The organism is Bacteroidota bacterium, assembly GCA_018816945.1.
Lineage (GTDB): Bacteria > Bacteroidota > Bacteroidia > Bacteroidales.
On record JAHIVC010000005.1, the window covers coordinates 1 to 13,817 of the forward strand.

18 protein-coding genes are annotated in these 13,817 nt (G+C 36.3%); all 18 read left to right on the plus strand.

Translation table 11 applies throughout. The annotated features are described in order from the left end of the window. On the plus strand, positions 1–980 hold a 980-nt coding region (locus KKG99_00075; GenBank protein ID MBU1011371.1), incomplete at its 5' end, for an N-acetyl sugar amidotransferase. After that, complete coding sequence (locus KKG99_00080) at positions 981–2,138, plus strand: glycosyltransferase (protein ID MBU1011372.1); 1,158 nt, start codon at positions 981–983, stop codon at positions 2,136–2,138. It begins immediately after the preceding gene. Further along, positions 2,138–2,908, plus strand: coding sequence for a hypothetical protein (locus KKG99_00085; protein ID MBU1011373.1), 771 nt, complete (start codon positions 2,138–2,140; stop codon positions 2,906–2,908). The genes KKG99_00080 and KKG99_00085 overlap by 1 nt, the downstream gene beginning before the upstream one ends. Positions 2,909–2,921: 13 nt before the next feature. Beyond that, the gene (gene gmd, locus KKG99_00090; GenBank protein ID MBU1011374.1) at positions 2,922–3,962 is read left to right on the plus strand and encodes a GDP-mannose 4,6-dehydratase; all 1,041 of its coding nucleotides are present in this window, start codon (positions 2,922–2,924) and stop codon (positions 3,960–3,962) included. Between the two features lie 9 nt (positions 3,963–3,971). Continuing rightward, complete coding sequence (locus KKG99_00095; protein ID MBU1011375.1) at positions 3,972–4,505, plus strand: dTDP-4-dehydrorhamnose 3,5-epimerase family protein; 534 nt, start codon at positions 3,972–3,974, stop codon at positions 4,503–4,505. A 7-nt stretch (positions 4,506–4,512) separates the two neighbouring features. After that, positions 4,513–4,911 carry a hypothetical protein gene (locus KKG99_00100; protein MBU1011376.1) on the plus strand — a complete coding sequence of 133 codons (399 nt, stop codon included), beginning with the start codon at positions 4,513–4,515 and terminating at the stop codon, positions 4,909–4,911. Next, positions 4,911–5,465, plus strand: coding sequence for a hypothetical protein (locus tag KKG99_00105; GenBank protein MBU1011377.1), 555 nt, complete (start codon positions 4,911–4,913; stop codon positions 5,463–5,465). Before KKG99_00100 ends, KKG99_00105 begins: the two co-directional genes overlap by 1 nt. After that, entirely contained in the window at positions 5,455–6,561 is a 1,107-nt protein-coding gene (locus KKG99_00110; protein MBU1011378.1) for a DegT/DnrJ/EryC1/StrS family aminotransferase, read from the plus strand. The genes KKG99_00105 and KKG99_00110 overlap by 11 nt, the downstream gene beginning before the upstream one ends. Next, on the plus strand, positions 6,558–7,583 hold the full coding sequence (locus tag KKG99_00115; GenBank protein MBU1011379.1) for a Gfo/Idh/MocA family oxidoreductase: 1,026 nt from the start codon (positions 6,558–6,560) through the stop codon (positions 7,581–7,583). Before KKG99_00110 ends, KKG99_00115 begins: the two co-directional genes overlap by 4 nt. After that, positions 7,580–8,044 carry an N-acetyltransferase gene (locus KKG99_00120; GenBank protein ID MBU1011380.1) on the plus strand — a complete coding sequence of 155 codons (465 nt, stop codon included), beginning with the start codon at positions 7,580–7,582 and terminating at the stop codon, positions 8,042–8,044. Before KKG99_00115 ends, KKG99_00120 begins: the two co-directional genes overlap by 4 nt. 15 nt (positions 8,045–8,059) lie before the next feature. Then, the gene (locus KKG99_00125; protein MBU1011381.1) at positions 8,060–9,166 is read left to right on the plus strand and encodes a DegT/DnrJ/EryC1/StrS family aminotransferase; all 1,107 of its coding nucleotides are present in this window, start codon (positions 8,060–8,062) and stop codon (positions 9,164–9,166) included. A 14-nt stretch (positions 9,167–9,180) separates the two neighbouring features. Beyond that, on the plus strand, positions 9,181–10,389 hold the full coding sequence (locus KKG99_00130) for a glycosyltransferase family 4 protein (GenBank protein MBU1011382.1): 1,209 nt from the start codon (positions 9,181–9,183) through the stop codon (positions 10,387–10,389). A 27-nt stretch (positions 10,390–10,416) separates the two neighbouring features. Beyond that, the gene (locus tag KKG99_00135) at positions 10,417–10,914 is read left to right on the plus strand and encodes a sugar transferase (GenBank protein ID MBU1011383.1); all 498 of its coding nucleotides are present in this window, start codon (positions 10,417–10,419) and stop codon (positions 10,912–10,914) included. A gap of 64 nt (positions 10,915–10,978) precedes the next feature. Continuing rightward, entirely contained in the window at positions 10,979–11,434 is a 456-nt protein-coding gene (locus KKG99_00140; GenBank protein ID MBU1011384.1) for a helix-turn-helix domain-containing protein, read from the plus strand. Continuing rightward, positions 11,424–11,987, plus strand: a complete 564-nt coding sequence (locus tag KKG99_00145; GenBank protein ID MBU1011385.1) for a PIN domain-containing protein — start codon at positions 11,424–11,426, stop codon at positions 11,985–11,987. The genes KKG99_00140 and KKG99_00145 overlap by 11 nt, the downstream gene beginning before the upstream one ends. A 24-nt stretch (positions 11,988–12,011) precedes the next feature. Beyond that, positions 12,012–12,638: a sugar transferase gene (locus KKG99_00150; protein MBU1011386.1), complete on the plus strand. Its 627-nt coding sequence runs from the start codon at positions 12,012–12,014 to the stop codon at positions 12,636–12,638. Beyond that, on the plus strand, positions 12,639–13,265 hold the full coding sequence (locus KKG99_00155) for an acetyltransferase (GenBank protein ID MBU1011387.1): 627 nt from the start codon (positions 12,639–12,641) through the stop codon (positions 13,263–13,265). It begins immediately after the preceding gene. Between the two features lie 47 nt (positions 13,266–13,312). Continuing rightward, complete coding sequence (locus KKG99_00160) at positions 13,313–13,708, plus strand: four helix bundle protein (protein ID MBU1011388.1); 396 nt, start codon at positions 13,313–13,315, stop codon at positions 13,706–13,708. Positions 13,709–13,817 lie beyond the last annotated feature (109 nt).

The window sequence follows — 13,817 nt, forward strand, 5'->3', positions numbered from 1 at the left end:
AGAAATTAAATAAATTAGTTAAGGAGATTCAGAAAAATGGTAAGAACTCTGATTACGACTGTATAATTGGTGTAAGTGGCGGTGTTGACAGTACATACGTTGCATACCTTACAAAAAAACTTGGACTACGCCCATTAGCAATCCACTTCGATAATGGATGGAATTCTGAATTAGCCGTTTCAAACATAGAAAAAGTACTTGATAAACTGGATATCAATTTGTATACCTATGTTATCGATTGGCCGGTTTTCAAGGATTTACAGCTTTCATTCCTTAAAGCTTCAACACCAGATGGTGAAATACCAACAGACCATGCAATCAACGCCTTATTATTTAGGGAAGCTAGTAAAAGGAACATCAAATACATCATCAACGGCATGAATTTCAAAACAGAATCAATGGCTGTTGAATCATGGGCCTATGGACATTCTGATTGGAAGTACATAAAGTCAGTACACAAACTGTTCGGAACAAAGAAGTTAAATAAATATCCCAAATATAGCTTTTTTAATCTGTTTTATTGGACTTTCATAAAAAAAATAAAAGTTGTATCTATTTTAAATTATATAGATTACAACAAGGACGAAACGATGAAAGTTCTGCAAAATGATTTAGGTTGGGTTTACTATGGAGGTAAGCATTATGAGTCAATTTACACAAGGTTCTATCAGGGCTACATATTACCCAATAAATTTAATATCGACAAAAGAATCGGACATCTCTCAGATTTAATTAGGTCGGGGCAACTTACACGACAAGAAGCATTAATGGAGATTAAAAATCCCATCTATGACGAGAAGTTACTGATTCAAGATAGAGAATTCGTGATCAAGAAGCTCAGTTTATCTAACGAATCGTTTGAAAAGCTGATGAATAATCCCCGGAAATCATTTCTTGAATATCCCAACTCCTACAACACTGTAAATAGGCTCAAGAAACTTGTTAATTATTTACGAAGCAAGGGATTATACTCTAAATAGATGAAAGTATTACAAATTTGCAACGATTATTTCGGGGGGAAATTCTATGATATCTTATTTTCAGAATTAGAAAATAATGATATCCAGTCAACTGTGATTGTTTTTCTAAGAAATGACCAAGTTCGTCTTATAGAGAAGAACCAAATTGATTTGAAACCCAACAATGTTTTAGTATTGAAATTAAATTGGTTTTATTCAACTATTGGCCGAGTGCTGCCCAATTTAAGAAACATATACATAATAAAGAGAATTAAACCATTGCTTGATCTAAAAGACTATAGACTTATACATGCACACACTGTATTTTCAAATGGTAGTCTGGCCCATAAAATTGGCCGGTCATATAACTTACAATACATCATTTCCGTTAGAAATACTGATATAAATACTGTTTTAGGTAATTTAAATATATATAGAAATCTTTTCAATAGAATAATCAGTAGTTCCTCCTTAATGATCTTTCCAGCACCGTCTTATTTAAAAAAATTAAAAAAAAAGGTCCCAAATAAAGTGTCTTTTTTGGATGAGAAATCAATTATTTTACCTAACCCGATAAACGATTTTTGGATCCAAAACATTGGAGAACCCAAATCTGTAAGTAAAAAGAATGTCATCCATATTTTATTTGTAGGTGAAATTTCAGAAAATAAAAATATCGAGTTCTTATTAAAAGTCTTTTCTGTTGATTGGCTTGAAAATATAAATTTTAAGGTTACTTTAGTTGGTAGAAAAAAAAATAATCAATTGGGATTAAAATACTTTGAAAAAATATCTAAGACTGTTCAAGGGTATTCAAATGTCGTATTACTCGAAGAAATTAATGATTTAGAGAATCTAAGAAAGCAATATGTAAAAGCGGATATTTTTTTTATGGCATCTAAGCATGAAACATTTGGGCTCGTATTTATTGAATCAATTTCACAAGGCACTCCGTTAATATATTCAAGAGAGGAAGGCATAGATGGATATTTTGAGGAGGGAGAAATTGGTTATTCTACCAACCCCGCAAGCGTTATAGAAGCAAGAAATAAAATTGAACTTGTTTTGCAGGATTATTCAGGACTATCAAAAAGGTGTATTGAAAAATCATTAATTTTTAACAAAAGTAGTGTTGTGAAAAAATATGTTTCATCATATCAAAAAGTCACCCAAAAATAATGGATACAAAAAAGAAAATAGCTGTTCTTGTATTGAGCTGCGATAAATATTCCGACTTGTGGCCTACTTTTTTTAATCTATTTGAAAGATTTTGGCCAAATTGTCCTTATGACGTTTATTTGCAAACTAACTACCTGGTATATCAAGGAGGCAAAAATGTAAAGTCACTTACAATAGGCATAGATAAGACATGGTCGGACGGGTTGAAAAAAAGCTTGATGAATCTAACCAAATATGAATATGTTTTAATTTTATTAGAGGATATGTTTTTGTCTGCAAATATCGACGACAATACACTTGAACTAATAATTGACCAATTCATCATTATGGATGGGAATTTCATTACTCTGATTAATGAACCTAAACCAGACAGACCAGTAAACAAACACTTTGGAATAATTTCAAAAAATGCTATGTATAGGTCAACTACAACAGCGTCGCTTTGGAAGCAATCAGTTCTATTGGACTTATTAGATGATACCGAAAACGCATGGCAGTTCGAAAAAGTTGGATCAAAGCGTTCGGACAAATATGAAGGGTTTTATTCAGTTAATCAAGATGTCTTTAAGTTCATACATGGGGTAATTAAAGGGAAATGGACGAGGAAAGCAAAACGAGATCTACAAAAGTTAAATGTAAATCTAAATTCAAAAAGGGAAACTTTCAGTTTGTTGGAGGAGATAAAATTTTGGAGTTATAAAAGAATAAGAAAAATAATATTAATGCTAGTTCCTTTCGGTCTCAGAAGAAAACTATTGAAAAACAATTAAAAAAATAAAAATAATGAGAAAAGCACTTATTACTGGAGTAACCGGACAGGATGGCTCTTATCTGACAGAGTTTTTGCTGGATAAAGGATATGTTGTTCACGGAATAATCAGAAGATCTTCCGTTTTTACAACACAGCGTCTTAGACAAGAAATATGGAATCACCCAAATTTTCATGCACACCATGGAGATTTAGCAGATTCCAGCAATCTTCACAGATTGATTTCAAAATTAAATCCTGATGAAATTTACAATTTAGGGGCTCAATCACATGTTGCGGTTTCATTTGATGTGCCAGAATACACAGGCGAGGTTGATGCACTTGGTGCAATTAGACTATTAGATGCAATACGAGATACTGGCGTTCACACAAAATATTATCAGGCTTCTACCTCAGAACTTTTTGGGGGGCTCCCAGAAACTGCCCCTCAAAATGAATCAACTCCTTTTTATCCTAAATCACCTTATGGTGCAGCAAAACTTTATGCTTACTGGGTCACCGTAAACTACAGGGAATCATACGACTTATTTGCCTGTAATGGTATCTTATTCAATCATGAATCACCAAGACGCGGTGAAACTTTCGTTACAAAAAAAATATCCAAAGCTGTAGCCAATATCTTTAAAGGTAATCAGGAAAAACTATTGTTGGGAAATTTATACGCAAAGAGAGATTGGGGGCATGCCCGTGATTATGTTGAAGCAATGTGGGCAATGCTACAACTTGAAGAAGCAGAAGATTTTGTAATTGCGACAGGAGAAACCCACACAATAAAAGAATTTGTAGAAAAAGCATTTAATATTGTTGATATCCACCTCGAATGGGCAGGTGAAGGGATTCAGGAAAGGGCAATTAATAAATCTAATGGGAAAACTATAGTTGAAATAAACCCCAAATATTTCAGGCCTGCTGAGGTAGACCTGCTTTGGGGAAATCCTGAAAAGGCAAATCAAAAACTAAATTGGAAACCAAAAATTTCATTTGATCAGCTTATAGAAGGCATGGTTAAATATGATTTGGAATATGATAATTACGGTGGTAAAGAACTATATTAAAAATATACTATGACACAAAAAGTAAAAGATTTTAAAATTGAAAATTCAGAAATCATAAAGGATATTGTAATTTTTAAACCTTCAATAAATGAGGATTTAAGAGGAACACTATACACAACCTTTCATCGTGATGTGTTCGATATGTTTTTACCTGATCAACTTAGCTTTAAGCACGACAAATTCTCTAAATCTTATAAAAACGTGCTAAGAGGAATCCATGGTGATACAAAATCCTGGAAATTAGTAACTGCTGTATTTGGAGAAATTTATCAAGTTGTTGTAGATTATCGTCCCGCATCTGAAAGTTTTTTAAAATGGCAGGCTTTTGAAATAAATCAAACCAACCCAATTTCTGTTCTATTACCACCGGGAATAGGGAACGCATTTTTTGTAAAAAGCGAAGTTGCAGTATACCATTATAAACTTGCTTACCCTGGTGAATATTTAGATGCGGAAGATCAATTTTCAGTAAAATGGAACGATCTAGATATCGGGATTATCTGGCCAATTAATAATCCCATTCTTTCAAACAGAGACAAATAAATATAAAATGGAAACAATTAAACACAAAGGACAAATATTAACTATTATTTATCGTGATAAGGATTGGGTAGAAGGGCTAAACTTTATCACACCAAATGAGCTTTTTGTACAAGTTGGTTCATGGTGGTATGACAAAGGCCGAAAACTAGCTTCACATGTGCATAATGATTTTGAACGCTCAGCGATGCGTACACAAGAAATGACTTATGTAAAAAGGGGATCGATGAGAGTGCTTTTATATGATGAGGATCATATATACCTACAGGACTTTGTGCTGTATGAGGGTGACTTAGCAGTATTTGCATATGGTGGTCATGGTTACGAAATACTTGAGGATGGGACTAAAATTATTGAAGCCAAAAACGGTCCTTTTGTGGATGTTGAAACTGATAAAACGAAGTTCTAATGGAGAATATTTTTTTCGACATTGGAAAGCTAAAAGCACTCGGACAAAATGTAATTATTGGGAAAACTGTACGAATCAGATATCCTGAATTGGTTGAAATCGGTGATAATGTAATCATAGATGATTTTACATACATCTCTACAGCTTTGAAGCTACATTCGAATGTTCACATCTCTTCCGGCTGTAAAATTATAGGCGGAAAAGACTCTTTTGTTGAAATGAAAGAGTTTTCAACTTTAGCACCTAATGTAGTTTTATCTGCCGGTTCTGATGACTATATCTCTGGAATTGCTACGCCAATGGTACCGATGAAATACAAAGCAAATGCTTTAATCGGACGAATCATTTTAAATAAGCATTGCATAGTTGGAGCGGGTTCAGTAGTCCTTCCTAATGTTTCATTTGAATCTGGGGCTTGTGTAGGCGCACTTTCATTAGTCAATAAAAACCTTGGTGAGTTCAAATTATATGCTGGCATTCCGGCTAGATTTATCAAAGAGCGAAACAAACAAGAAATAATTTATCTCGAAAATCAATTTAAAAATGAGCAATAGTTTTATCCCACAAATGGAACCTTGGTTTGGTACTGAGGAGAAAACCGCACTTAATGCTTATATGGATGAAGGTGGTTGGCTAACAGAATTCAAAAGAACTGCTGAATTTGAGAAAAGAATTGCTGAGTACACTTGTTCGAAGCATTGTTTTGTCGTAAACAACGGAACAATTAGTTTAACCCTAATGGCAATTGCAGCCGGAATAAAAGCCGGAGATGAAGTAATTGTACCAAATTTTACAATGATAGCCACACCTAACTCAGTAAAGATGTTTGGTGCTTTACCTGTTTTTGTAGATGTGGAAAAAGACACACTTTGCATGGACATTGAATGTGCTAAAAAAGCAATTACACCTAAAACGAAAGCCATTTTATTTGTAAATGCAAATGGCCGATATCCATCTGTTGGCATTGCAGCATTCAAAAAACTATGCCAGGAAAAAAACCTAATATTTCTTGAGGACGCTGCTCAATCATTGGGGTCATTTTACCCAGATGGAAAACACCAGGGTACGGTGGGCTTAGCCGGTAGTTTTTCATTCAGCGCTCCAAAAGTTATTTCAACAGGCCAAGGTGGTGCAATTATAACTAATGATGATGAAATGGCTTTCAGACTAAAACGATTAAAAGATTTCGGTCGTAGTGGAGGGGGAAATGATATTCATGATACAATTGGCTACAACTTCAAGTTCACCGAAATGCAAGCGGTCATTGGCAATGAACAAATGAAGAAGCTTCCTTGGCGGGTTAATCGGAAAAAAGAAATACTGAAGCTCTATCAAGAAGGACTGATAGATGTGAAACAAGTGTCATTTTTTAATCAGGATCTTAGGCATACAACGCCTTGGTTTATTGATGTGTTAGCTGATGACAGAGACAATTTGATGGTTTATTTGAAAGAAAATGGTATTGGATCTAGAATCATGTATCCACCTATCAATAAACAAGAAGCCTACAATGTAGCAGGAAATCATCCGGTTTCCAATTTAGTTGGAGAAAAAGGCTTATGGTTGCCTTCAGCTGCTCAACTCTCCGATGAAGAAATAGTTTTAATTACTGATCTTATTAAAAGATTTTATAACACCATTACAAAATGAAAAAACTAAACTTTGCAATCATTGGTTGTGGTCGAATTTCTCATCGCCACGCAGAACATATAAGTAATAATGGGATATTACAAGCTGTTTGTGATGTTGAATATGAGAAAGCCTCATCGCTTGGAAAGCAATATAATGTCAATGCTTACAAAAGTATAGACGAATTGCTGCTCCATGAAAAAGGACTGGATGTTGTATCAATATGTACACCCAATGGTTTACATGCAGAACATACGATTAAAGCCCTAAACGCTGGAGTGAATGTTTTATGCGAAAAGCCTATGGCTATCAGTGTTTATGATTGTGGCGAAATGATAAAGACGGCTGAGCGCAATAACAAAAGGCTGTTTATTGTTAAACAAAACCGATTTAATCCCCCTGTAGCTGCTGTTAAGAAGGCTATAGATGAAGGTTTGTTTGGAAAAATATTGAGTGTGCAACTTAGTTGTTTCTGGAATAGAAACGAGGATTATTATAAAAATTCATGGAAGGGGACAAAGAATTTAGATGGTGGAACACTTTTCACTCAATTCAGTCATTTTGTTGATTTGCTGTATTGGACTGTTGGTGATATTAAATCAGCTCAGGCATTTACGTCAAATCTCGCGCATCAAAACATAATTGAGTTTGAAGATACTGGGGTTGTTGCGTTGGAGTTTTTTAATGGTGCAATTGGTACAATTAATTATACTGTAAATAGTTATGGCAAGAACATGGAAGGTTCTCTAACTATTTTTGGTGAAAAAGGTACAGTTAAAATCGGAGGCCAATATTTAAATGAACTAGAATACCAAAACATTGAGAACTTTAAATTTGAGAATTTACCTGAAGGAAATACGGCTAACAATTACGGCCAATATCAGGGTTCTATGTCTAATCATGACCATGTATATCAAAATCTGGTTGACGTATTAACAAACGGAGCCTCAATATCGACAAACTCATTTGAGGGGCTAAAAACCATTGAAATAATAGATAAAATTTACACATCTGCCAGAAAGCATAAACTAGATGTCTTATGAAATACAATAGCCTAACAAGCAAAGTAAATGATGATGTCGATTTTGGCGCCAATGTTCGTGTTGTTGCACCTGTGAATCTATATGGATGTAAGATTAGTGATAACTGTTTTATAGGCCCCTTCGTCGAAATTCAAAAAAAAGTCACTATTGGCTCAAACACAAAAGTTCAGTCCCATAGTTTCATTTGCGAATTGGTCGAAATTGGCAACAACTGCTTCATAGGTCATGGAGTTATGTTTATTAACGATTCATTTTCATCCGGCGGGCCGGCAATGGGCGATGTTACAAAATGGAAATCAACAAAAGTTGGCAACAATGTATCAATTGGAAGTAACGCAACAATTCTGCCAGTAAGTATCTGCGATGATGTTGTGATTGGTGCAGGTGCAGTCGTAACTAAAAATATTAATAAACCTGGTATATATGTCGGAAATCCGGCAAGGTTTTTAAGATCACTTTAATTTCTGTAAATGAATATGAAAAGAGTCCCTTTTGTTGATTTAAGAGCTCAATATCTTAGCCTTAAAGATGAAATAGATAAAGCTATTTCAAATGTAATAGATGAAACTGCCTTTATTGGTGGTAATAATGTTCTGGCATTTGAAGAAAAATTCGCGAAGCTTAATGGCGTTAAACATTGTATTGCTGTAGCAAATGGCACTGATTCGCTATATATTATAATGAAGATGCTTGGAATAGGAATTGGCGATGAAGTGATTACAGTTGCTAACAGCTGGATATCTTCATCTGAAACTATAAGTCAGACAGGGGCAAAACCTGTTTTTGTAGATACTCATCCCGATTATTTCTCAATAAATGAAGACTTAATCGAAAAAGTCATTACATCGAAAACTAAAGCAATTATGCCGGTTCACTTGCATGGACAAATGTGTGAGATGGATGAAATAAAGCGTATTTCGGAAAAATATGGGTTATATGTGATCGAAGATTGTGCGCAATCCCACTTTTCAGAATATAAGGGTAAATTGGCAGGTACTTATGGTATTGCAGGTTCCTTTAGCTTCTATCCCGGTAAAAACTTGGGGGCATATGGTGACGCCGGCTGTATTATTACCGATGATGATAACTTGGCCGAAAAATGCAGAATGTATGCAAGGCATGGAGCACTAAAGAAGCATCATCACTTAATGGAAGGAATCAATAGCCGAATGGATGGATTACAGGCAGCAATTCTGAATGTTAAACTAACTCACATCTTGAATTGGACCAGTAAAAGAATTGAAAGGGCAGCACTCTATGATAATTATCTAAAGGAGATAAATGAAATCATCTTGCCCGTTATCCGTCCAAACACTAAGCACACTTTTCATCTTTATGTGATTAGATGTCAACAAAGAAATCGACTTGCAGATTTTTTAAAGCAAAATGGAGTTGAAACAGCCATTCATTATCCCACTGCTTTACCAAACCTTCCTGCATATTCATACTTGAATCATTCACCAAATGATTTTCCGATTGCAACAGCGTATCAGGACGAAATTCTGTCATTACCTATGTTTCCTGAATTAAATGAAGAGGAAATTAGCTACATAGCAGAACTTATAAAGACGTTTTATAGTTGAATAACCATCCAATTATGAAAAAAAACATTTGGATCATTTCAAAATATGCTAGCCCATTGAAATATGGATTTGCGTCCAGACATTTTTATTTTGCCAAGGAGTTTAATGATTTAGGGTATGATACAACTGTAATATCATCTGATTCGAATCATCTTGTCAGTTTTCCAAAATTCAAAAAACGTATTACAATTGAAAATATTGAAGGTGTTAGAACCATCTGGCTAAGAACAAAAAAATACAAAGGAGCAAACAGTATTGGAAGAATATTGAGTTGGATTCACTTCGAGTTAAATATAAGGCTTTTAAATAAGAAAAAACTACCTCAGCCAGAGGTTATAATAATCTCTTCCCTATCGCTGCTCACCATCTTGGAAGGCATCCGTCTAAAAAGAAAATACAAATGCAAACTAATTTTTGAGATACGCGATATATGGCCTTTGACAATAATTCAGTTAGGTGGATATAGTTTGAATAATCCATTCGTAAAACTACTCCAGCACATCGAAAAAAAAGGTTATGAAGCATCTGATATAATTGTTGGGACAATGCCAAATCTTGCTGAGCATGTAACAAATGTAATTGGCCCAAACAAAAAATGTTACAATATACCGCAAGGACTCGAATTATCTTTATTCGAAAACCCACTGCCCTTGGAGCAAAACTTTATTGATCAATATATACCGAAAAACAAGTTCATCGTCGGTTATGCAGGTAGTATTGGTAGATCTAATGCTTTAGAAACAATTATTGATTGTGCTTTAGATTTAAAGGAAAACACAAATATTCATTTTGCTTTTTTAGGGGGGGGTGATCAGCTTGAAGATTTTAAAAAAAAGACAGAAGGTCTTTCAAATATTACTTTTCTTCCTAAGGTTCAGAAAAAGCAAGTGCAATCAGTTATCCAACATTTCGATGTTTTGTATGATAGCGTTAAAAACATTAACCTCTATACCTATGGCCTTTCACGCAATAAATGGATTGATTATATGTATGCTGCCAAGCCTATTATCGCTTCATATAGTGGTTTTCCTTCAATGTTAAATGAAGCTGGTTGTGGTACCTTTATCCCAGCAGAAGACAAAGCTGCCCTAAAGGATATTATTTTACACTATGCAAGCATGAGTCAAGATGACCGAAAGGAAATAGGGATTAATGGTAAGAAATGGCTGTTACAGAATAGGACATTTTCAAAATTAGCATTAGAATACTCAAAACTGTTTTAGTAAAAATATTGTTGTGATAGGGAACAAATGTACCTCAGAATTATAAAACAAACCTTCGACTTTCTCCTCAGCTTTATCGCCCTGCTGATGCTGTCACCCCTATTTCTAATCACCACCCTATTACTTATAATAGCCAACTCCGGCCATCCCTTCTTCACCCAAACCCGTCCCGGAAAAAACGCCCGCCTCTTTAAAGTTATCAAGTTCAAAACCATGAACGAAAAGCGCGACAAGGCCGGCAATCTCCTACCCGATGCAGAGCGCCTAAACACAGCGGGTAAATTCATCCGCAAAACCAGCTTAGATGAAATCCCCCAGCTCATCAACGTACTCAAAGGCGATATGAGCCTCATCGGCCCGCGCCCCTTATTGGTAGAATACCTCCCGCTATACTCCATAGAACAAGCCCGCCGCCACGAAGTGCGCCCCGGCATCACCGGTTGGGCACAGGTAAATGGGCATAATGCCAAAAAAAGCGGTACGCAGCAGTGCACATTTACCTTTGTATTTCAGGCTGTATGTTAATTTTTTGAATATTTCGATTGTTTCGTTTATTTCGTTTATATTTGTGTCATAAATTTTATTCATCATGGAAGCCTACAACGAAATAAAGAAACCAAGCAAAGCAGAGCAATTGCTGGCTCAAAAATCTTATTCCCCATTGATTTCTGCGATTGAAAATTTAAAGTCAGATAGGACAGAGATTGAAATTGAGGAAACCGGTGAAAAAATAACCATTCCAAAAAGTGCCTTATCGCTTTTAGGAAACATTTTAAAAGCAATGAGCCAGGGCAATCCAATTTCAATTGTACCCATAGCAACTGAAGTTACTACCCAGAGTGCAGCAGAAATACTGAGTTGCTCTCGTCCGCATCTGGTAAAACTTTTAGAAGAAGGAAAGATTCCTTTTACGAAAGTTGGCAAACATAGGCGAATTATGTTTGAGGATGTCATAAAATACAAGCAACAAGTGAAGGAGGCTCAAAAACAATACCTCATCGAGATCATGAACGCTGATGAAGAATCAGGACTTTATGATACATAGTGTCCGGTTTACGGTTGTGCTGGATACCAACGTCATTTATCCGGTCATCATCAGGGATTTGCTCTTTTGGTTTGCACATTATGACATGTACACACCAAAATGGAGCAACCACATCTTTAATGAATGGAGGTCGGTAATGGAAAGGAAAGGATTGTCTTCTCTCGAAATTGAAAAACGGATTCAAAAGGCTAATCTGGCCTTCCCTGATGCCTTGGTACAACAATATGAGCCGCTTATCACTCAGTTAGTATTGCCTGATATGAAGGATTGCCATGTCTTTGCCGCAGCAATAAAAACAAATGCCCACCTCATCGTTACAAACAACCTTAAAGACTTTCCTGAAGCAGTTTTAAGTGTTTTTGGAATGAAAGCTAAATCAGCAGATGATTTTTTGACCGATATCATTGATTTGAATGGAGAAACTGCAATTGAAGCCTTTAAAGAGATGGTTCTTTACAAGCGCAACCCCGCAATGGATGAATACGCAGTACTTCATCAATTAAAGAATATCGGACTTACAGATACCGCAAACTATCTGCATGCTTTACTGTAAAAAGATATCTATAGCGAATAAAAGATGAAAGGCAACGCGGGAGGATTTTACAAATCATTTTTTAAGCGGTTTTTTGATTTCACAATCGCTTTTTTAGGTTTGTTAGTGCTATCCCCAATCATCTTGTTTCTTACGTTTATGCTTTTGGTCAGTAACTCCGGCAAGCCTTTCTTCACCCAAACCCGCCCGGGCAAAAACGCACGTCTCTTCAAAGTCATCAAGTTCAAAACCATGAACGAAAAGCGCGACAACGCCGGCAAGCTTCTTCCCGATGCACAGCGCCTCACCACAGTGGGCAAATTCATCCGCAAAACCAGCTTAGATGAAATTCCCCAGCTCATCAACGTCCTCAAAGGCGATATGAGCCTTATCGGCCCGCGTCCTTTGCTGGTAGAATACCTCCCATTATACAACAAAGAACAAGCCCGCCGCCATGAAGTACGCCCCGGTATCACCGGCTGGGCGCAGATCAACGGCCGCAATGCCATCAGTTGGGAGCAAAAGTTTAAATACGATGTATATTATGTAGATCATTGTAGCTTTGCGCTCGACATGCATATCCTTATCAAAACAATGGAGAAAGTTTTTAAATCAGAAGGCATTAATCAACAGGGGCAGGCTACAGCAGAGAAGTTTAAAGGGAGCAAATAGATGAAAACCGCAGAAAAAACATGGATTTATGGCGCCAGTGGTCATGGTAAGGTTGTTTTGGACTGTTTGTCAGCGAATAACATGATTTGCTATGGTTTTATTGATGATGACCCTTCAAAAACAACAATAATTGGTTATCCAATTCAAAACTATAATGCTGTTGATCCTAGCCATGATCAGGTCGTTTTTGGCATTGGTGATAACAAAACCAGAAAATCGCTCGCCGAAAAATTAGCTTTTAAGTATTTAAAGGTTGTTCATCCTACTGCAACAATTTCTTCATATTCCACAATAGGAACTGGGACAGTGGTTTTTCATCAAAGTGTAATCCAATCAGGCACTTCAGTTGGCAAGCATTGCATCATCAATACCAAAGCTTCCATCGATCATGATTGTAACATTGGCGACTACGTGCACATTTCACCTGGCGCCATCTTGTGCGGAAACGTCCAGGTAGGTGAACTCAGTTGGATTGGGGCTGGTGCAGTGATCATTCAGGGAACTAAAATTGGCAAAAACACAATCATTGGCGCAGGCTCCGTCATCATCCGTGACATCCCCGATAATTCAGTTGTAGTAGGCAACCCCGGCAAAATCATCAAAACAAACGATATCCCTGACTTCTGACCTCTGACTTCTGACCTCTGACTTCCGACCTCTAAAAACAAAAATCCATGCTTCTAAAAACCGCCAAAGACCTCGAAGTTTACAAAAAAGCATACCATCTATCCATGGAAATATTTGAGCTTTCAAAAATATTTCCGGCAGAAGAAAAGTACGCACTTACAAGTCAAATGCGGCGTTCATCCAGGTCCGTGTGTTTAAATTTACGCGAAGCATGGGCAAAAAGACGGTACGAAGCCCATTTCATAAACAAGCTAACAGATTGTGATGGCGAAAACAGCGAAACAGATTCCTCACTCGATTTTGCCTTATCCTGCAACTACATCAGCGCCGAAAAACACCAACAACTCACAACGCTTTCAAAAGAAATAGGACAAATGCTCGGAAAAATGCTCAAAAACCCAGAAGGTTTTTTGGCTCATCAGATAAAACAGGTGGAGAGTTGAAATTCATTAAGCAAATATTAGTGAAACACGATAGATGAAAAATGCAATATCATTGATCCCTCTGAACACGGCCCTAAACGCCTTGATTTTTCCATTGAAATTTTCAGCC

Bases quoted from the DNA above. Each gene is read 5' to 3' on its own strand.
- KKG99_00080 (MBU1011372.1), top strand. From the start codon at position 981: ATGAAAGTATTACAAATTTGCAACGATTATTTCGGGGGGAAATTCTAT.
- KKG99_00085 (MBU1011373.1), top strand. From the start codon at position 2,138: ATGGATACAAAAAAGAAAATAGCTGTTCTTGTATTGAGCTGCGATAAA.
- gmd (MBU1011374.1), top strand. From the start codon at position 2,922: ATGAGAAAAGCACTTATTACTGGAGTAACCGGACAGGATGGCTCTTAT.
- KKG99_00095 (MBU1011375.1), top strand. From the start codon at position 3,972: ATGACACAAAAAGTAAAAGATTTTAAAATTGAAAATTCAGAAATCATA.
- KKG99_00100 (MBU1011376.1), top strand. From the start codon at position 4,513: ATGGAAACAATTAAACACAAAGGACAAATATTAACTATTATTTATCGT.
- KKG99_00105 (MBU1011377.1), top strand. From the start codon at position 4,911: ATGGAGAATATTTTTTTCGACATTGGAAAGCTAAAAGCACTCGGACAA.
- KKG99_00110 (MBU1011378.1), top strand. From the start codon at position 5,455: ATGAGCAATAGTTTTATCCCACAAATGGAACCTTGGTTTGGTACTGAG.
- KKG99_00115 (MBU1011379.1), top strand. From the start codon at position 6,558: ATGAAAAAACTAAACTTTGCAATCATTGGTTGTGGTCGAATTTCTCAT.
- KKG99_00120 (MBU1011380.1), top strand. From the start codon at position 7,580: ATGAAATACAATAGCCTAACAAGCAAAGTAAATGATGATGTCGATTTT.
- KKG99_00125 (MBU1011381.1), top strand. From the start codon at position 8,060: ATGAAAAGAGTCCCTTTTGTTGATTTAAGAGCTCAATATCTTAGCCTT.
- KKG99_00130 (MBU1011382.1), top strand. From the start codon at position 9,181: ATGAAAAAAAACATTTGGATCATTTCAAAATATGCTAGCCCATTGAAA.
- KKG99_00135 (MBU1011383.1), top strand. From the start codon at position 10,417: ATGTACCTCAGAATTATAAAACAAACCTTCGACTTTCTCCTCAGCTTT.
- KKG99_00140 (MBU1011384.1), top strand. From the start codon at position 10,979: ATGGAAGCCTACAACGAAATAAAGAAACCAAGCAAAGCAGAGCAATTG.
- KKG99_00145 (MBU1011385.1), top strand. From the start codon at position 11,424: ATGATACATAGTGTCCGGTTTACGGTTGTGCTGGATACCAACGTCATT.
- KKG99_00150 (MBU1011386.1), top strand. From the start codon at position 12,012: ATGAAAGGCAACGCGGGAGGATTTTACAAATCATTTTTTAAGCGGTTT.
- KKG99_00155 (MBU1011387.1), top strand. From the start codon at position 12,639: ATGAAAACCGCAGAAAAAACATGGATTTATGGCGCCAGTGGTCATGGT.
- KKG99_00160 (MBU1011388.1), top strand. From the start codon at position 13,313: ATGCTTCTAAAAACCGCCAAAGACCTCGAAGTTTACAAAAAAGCATAC.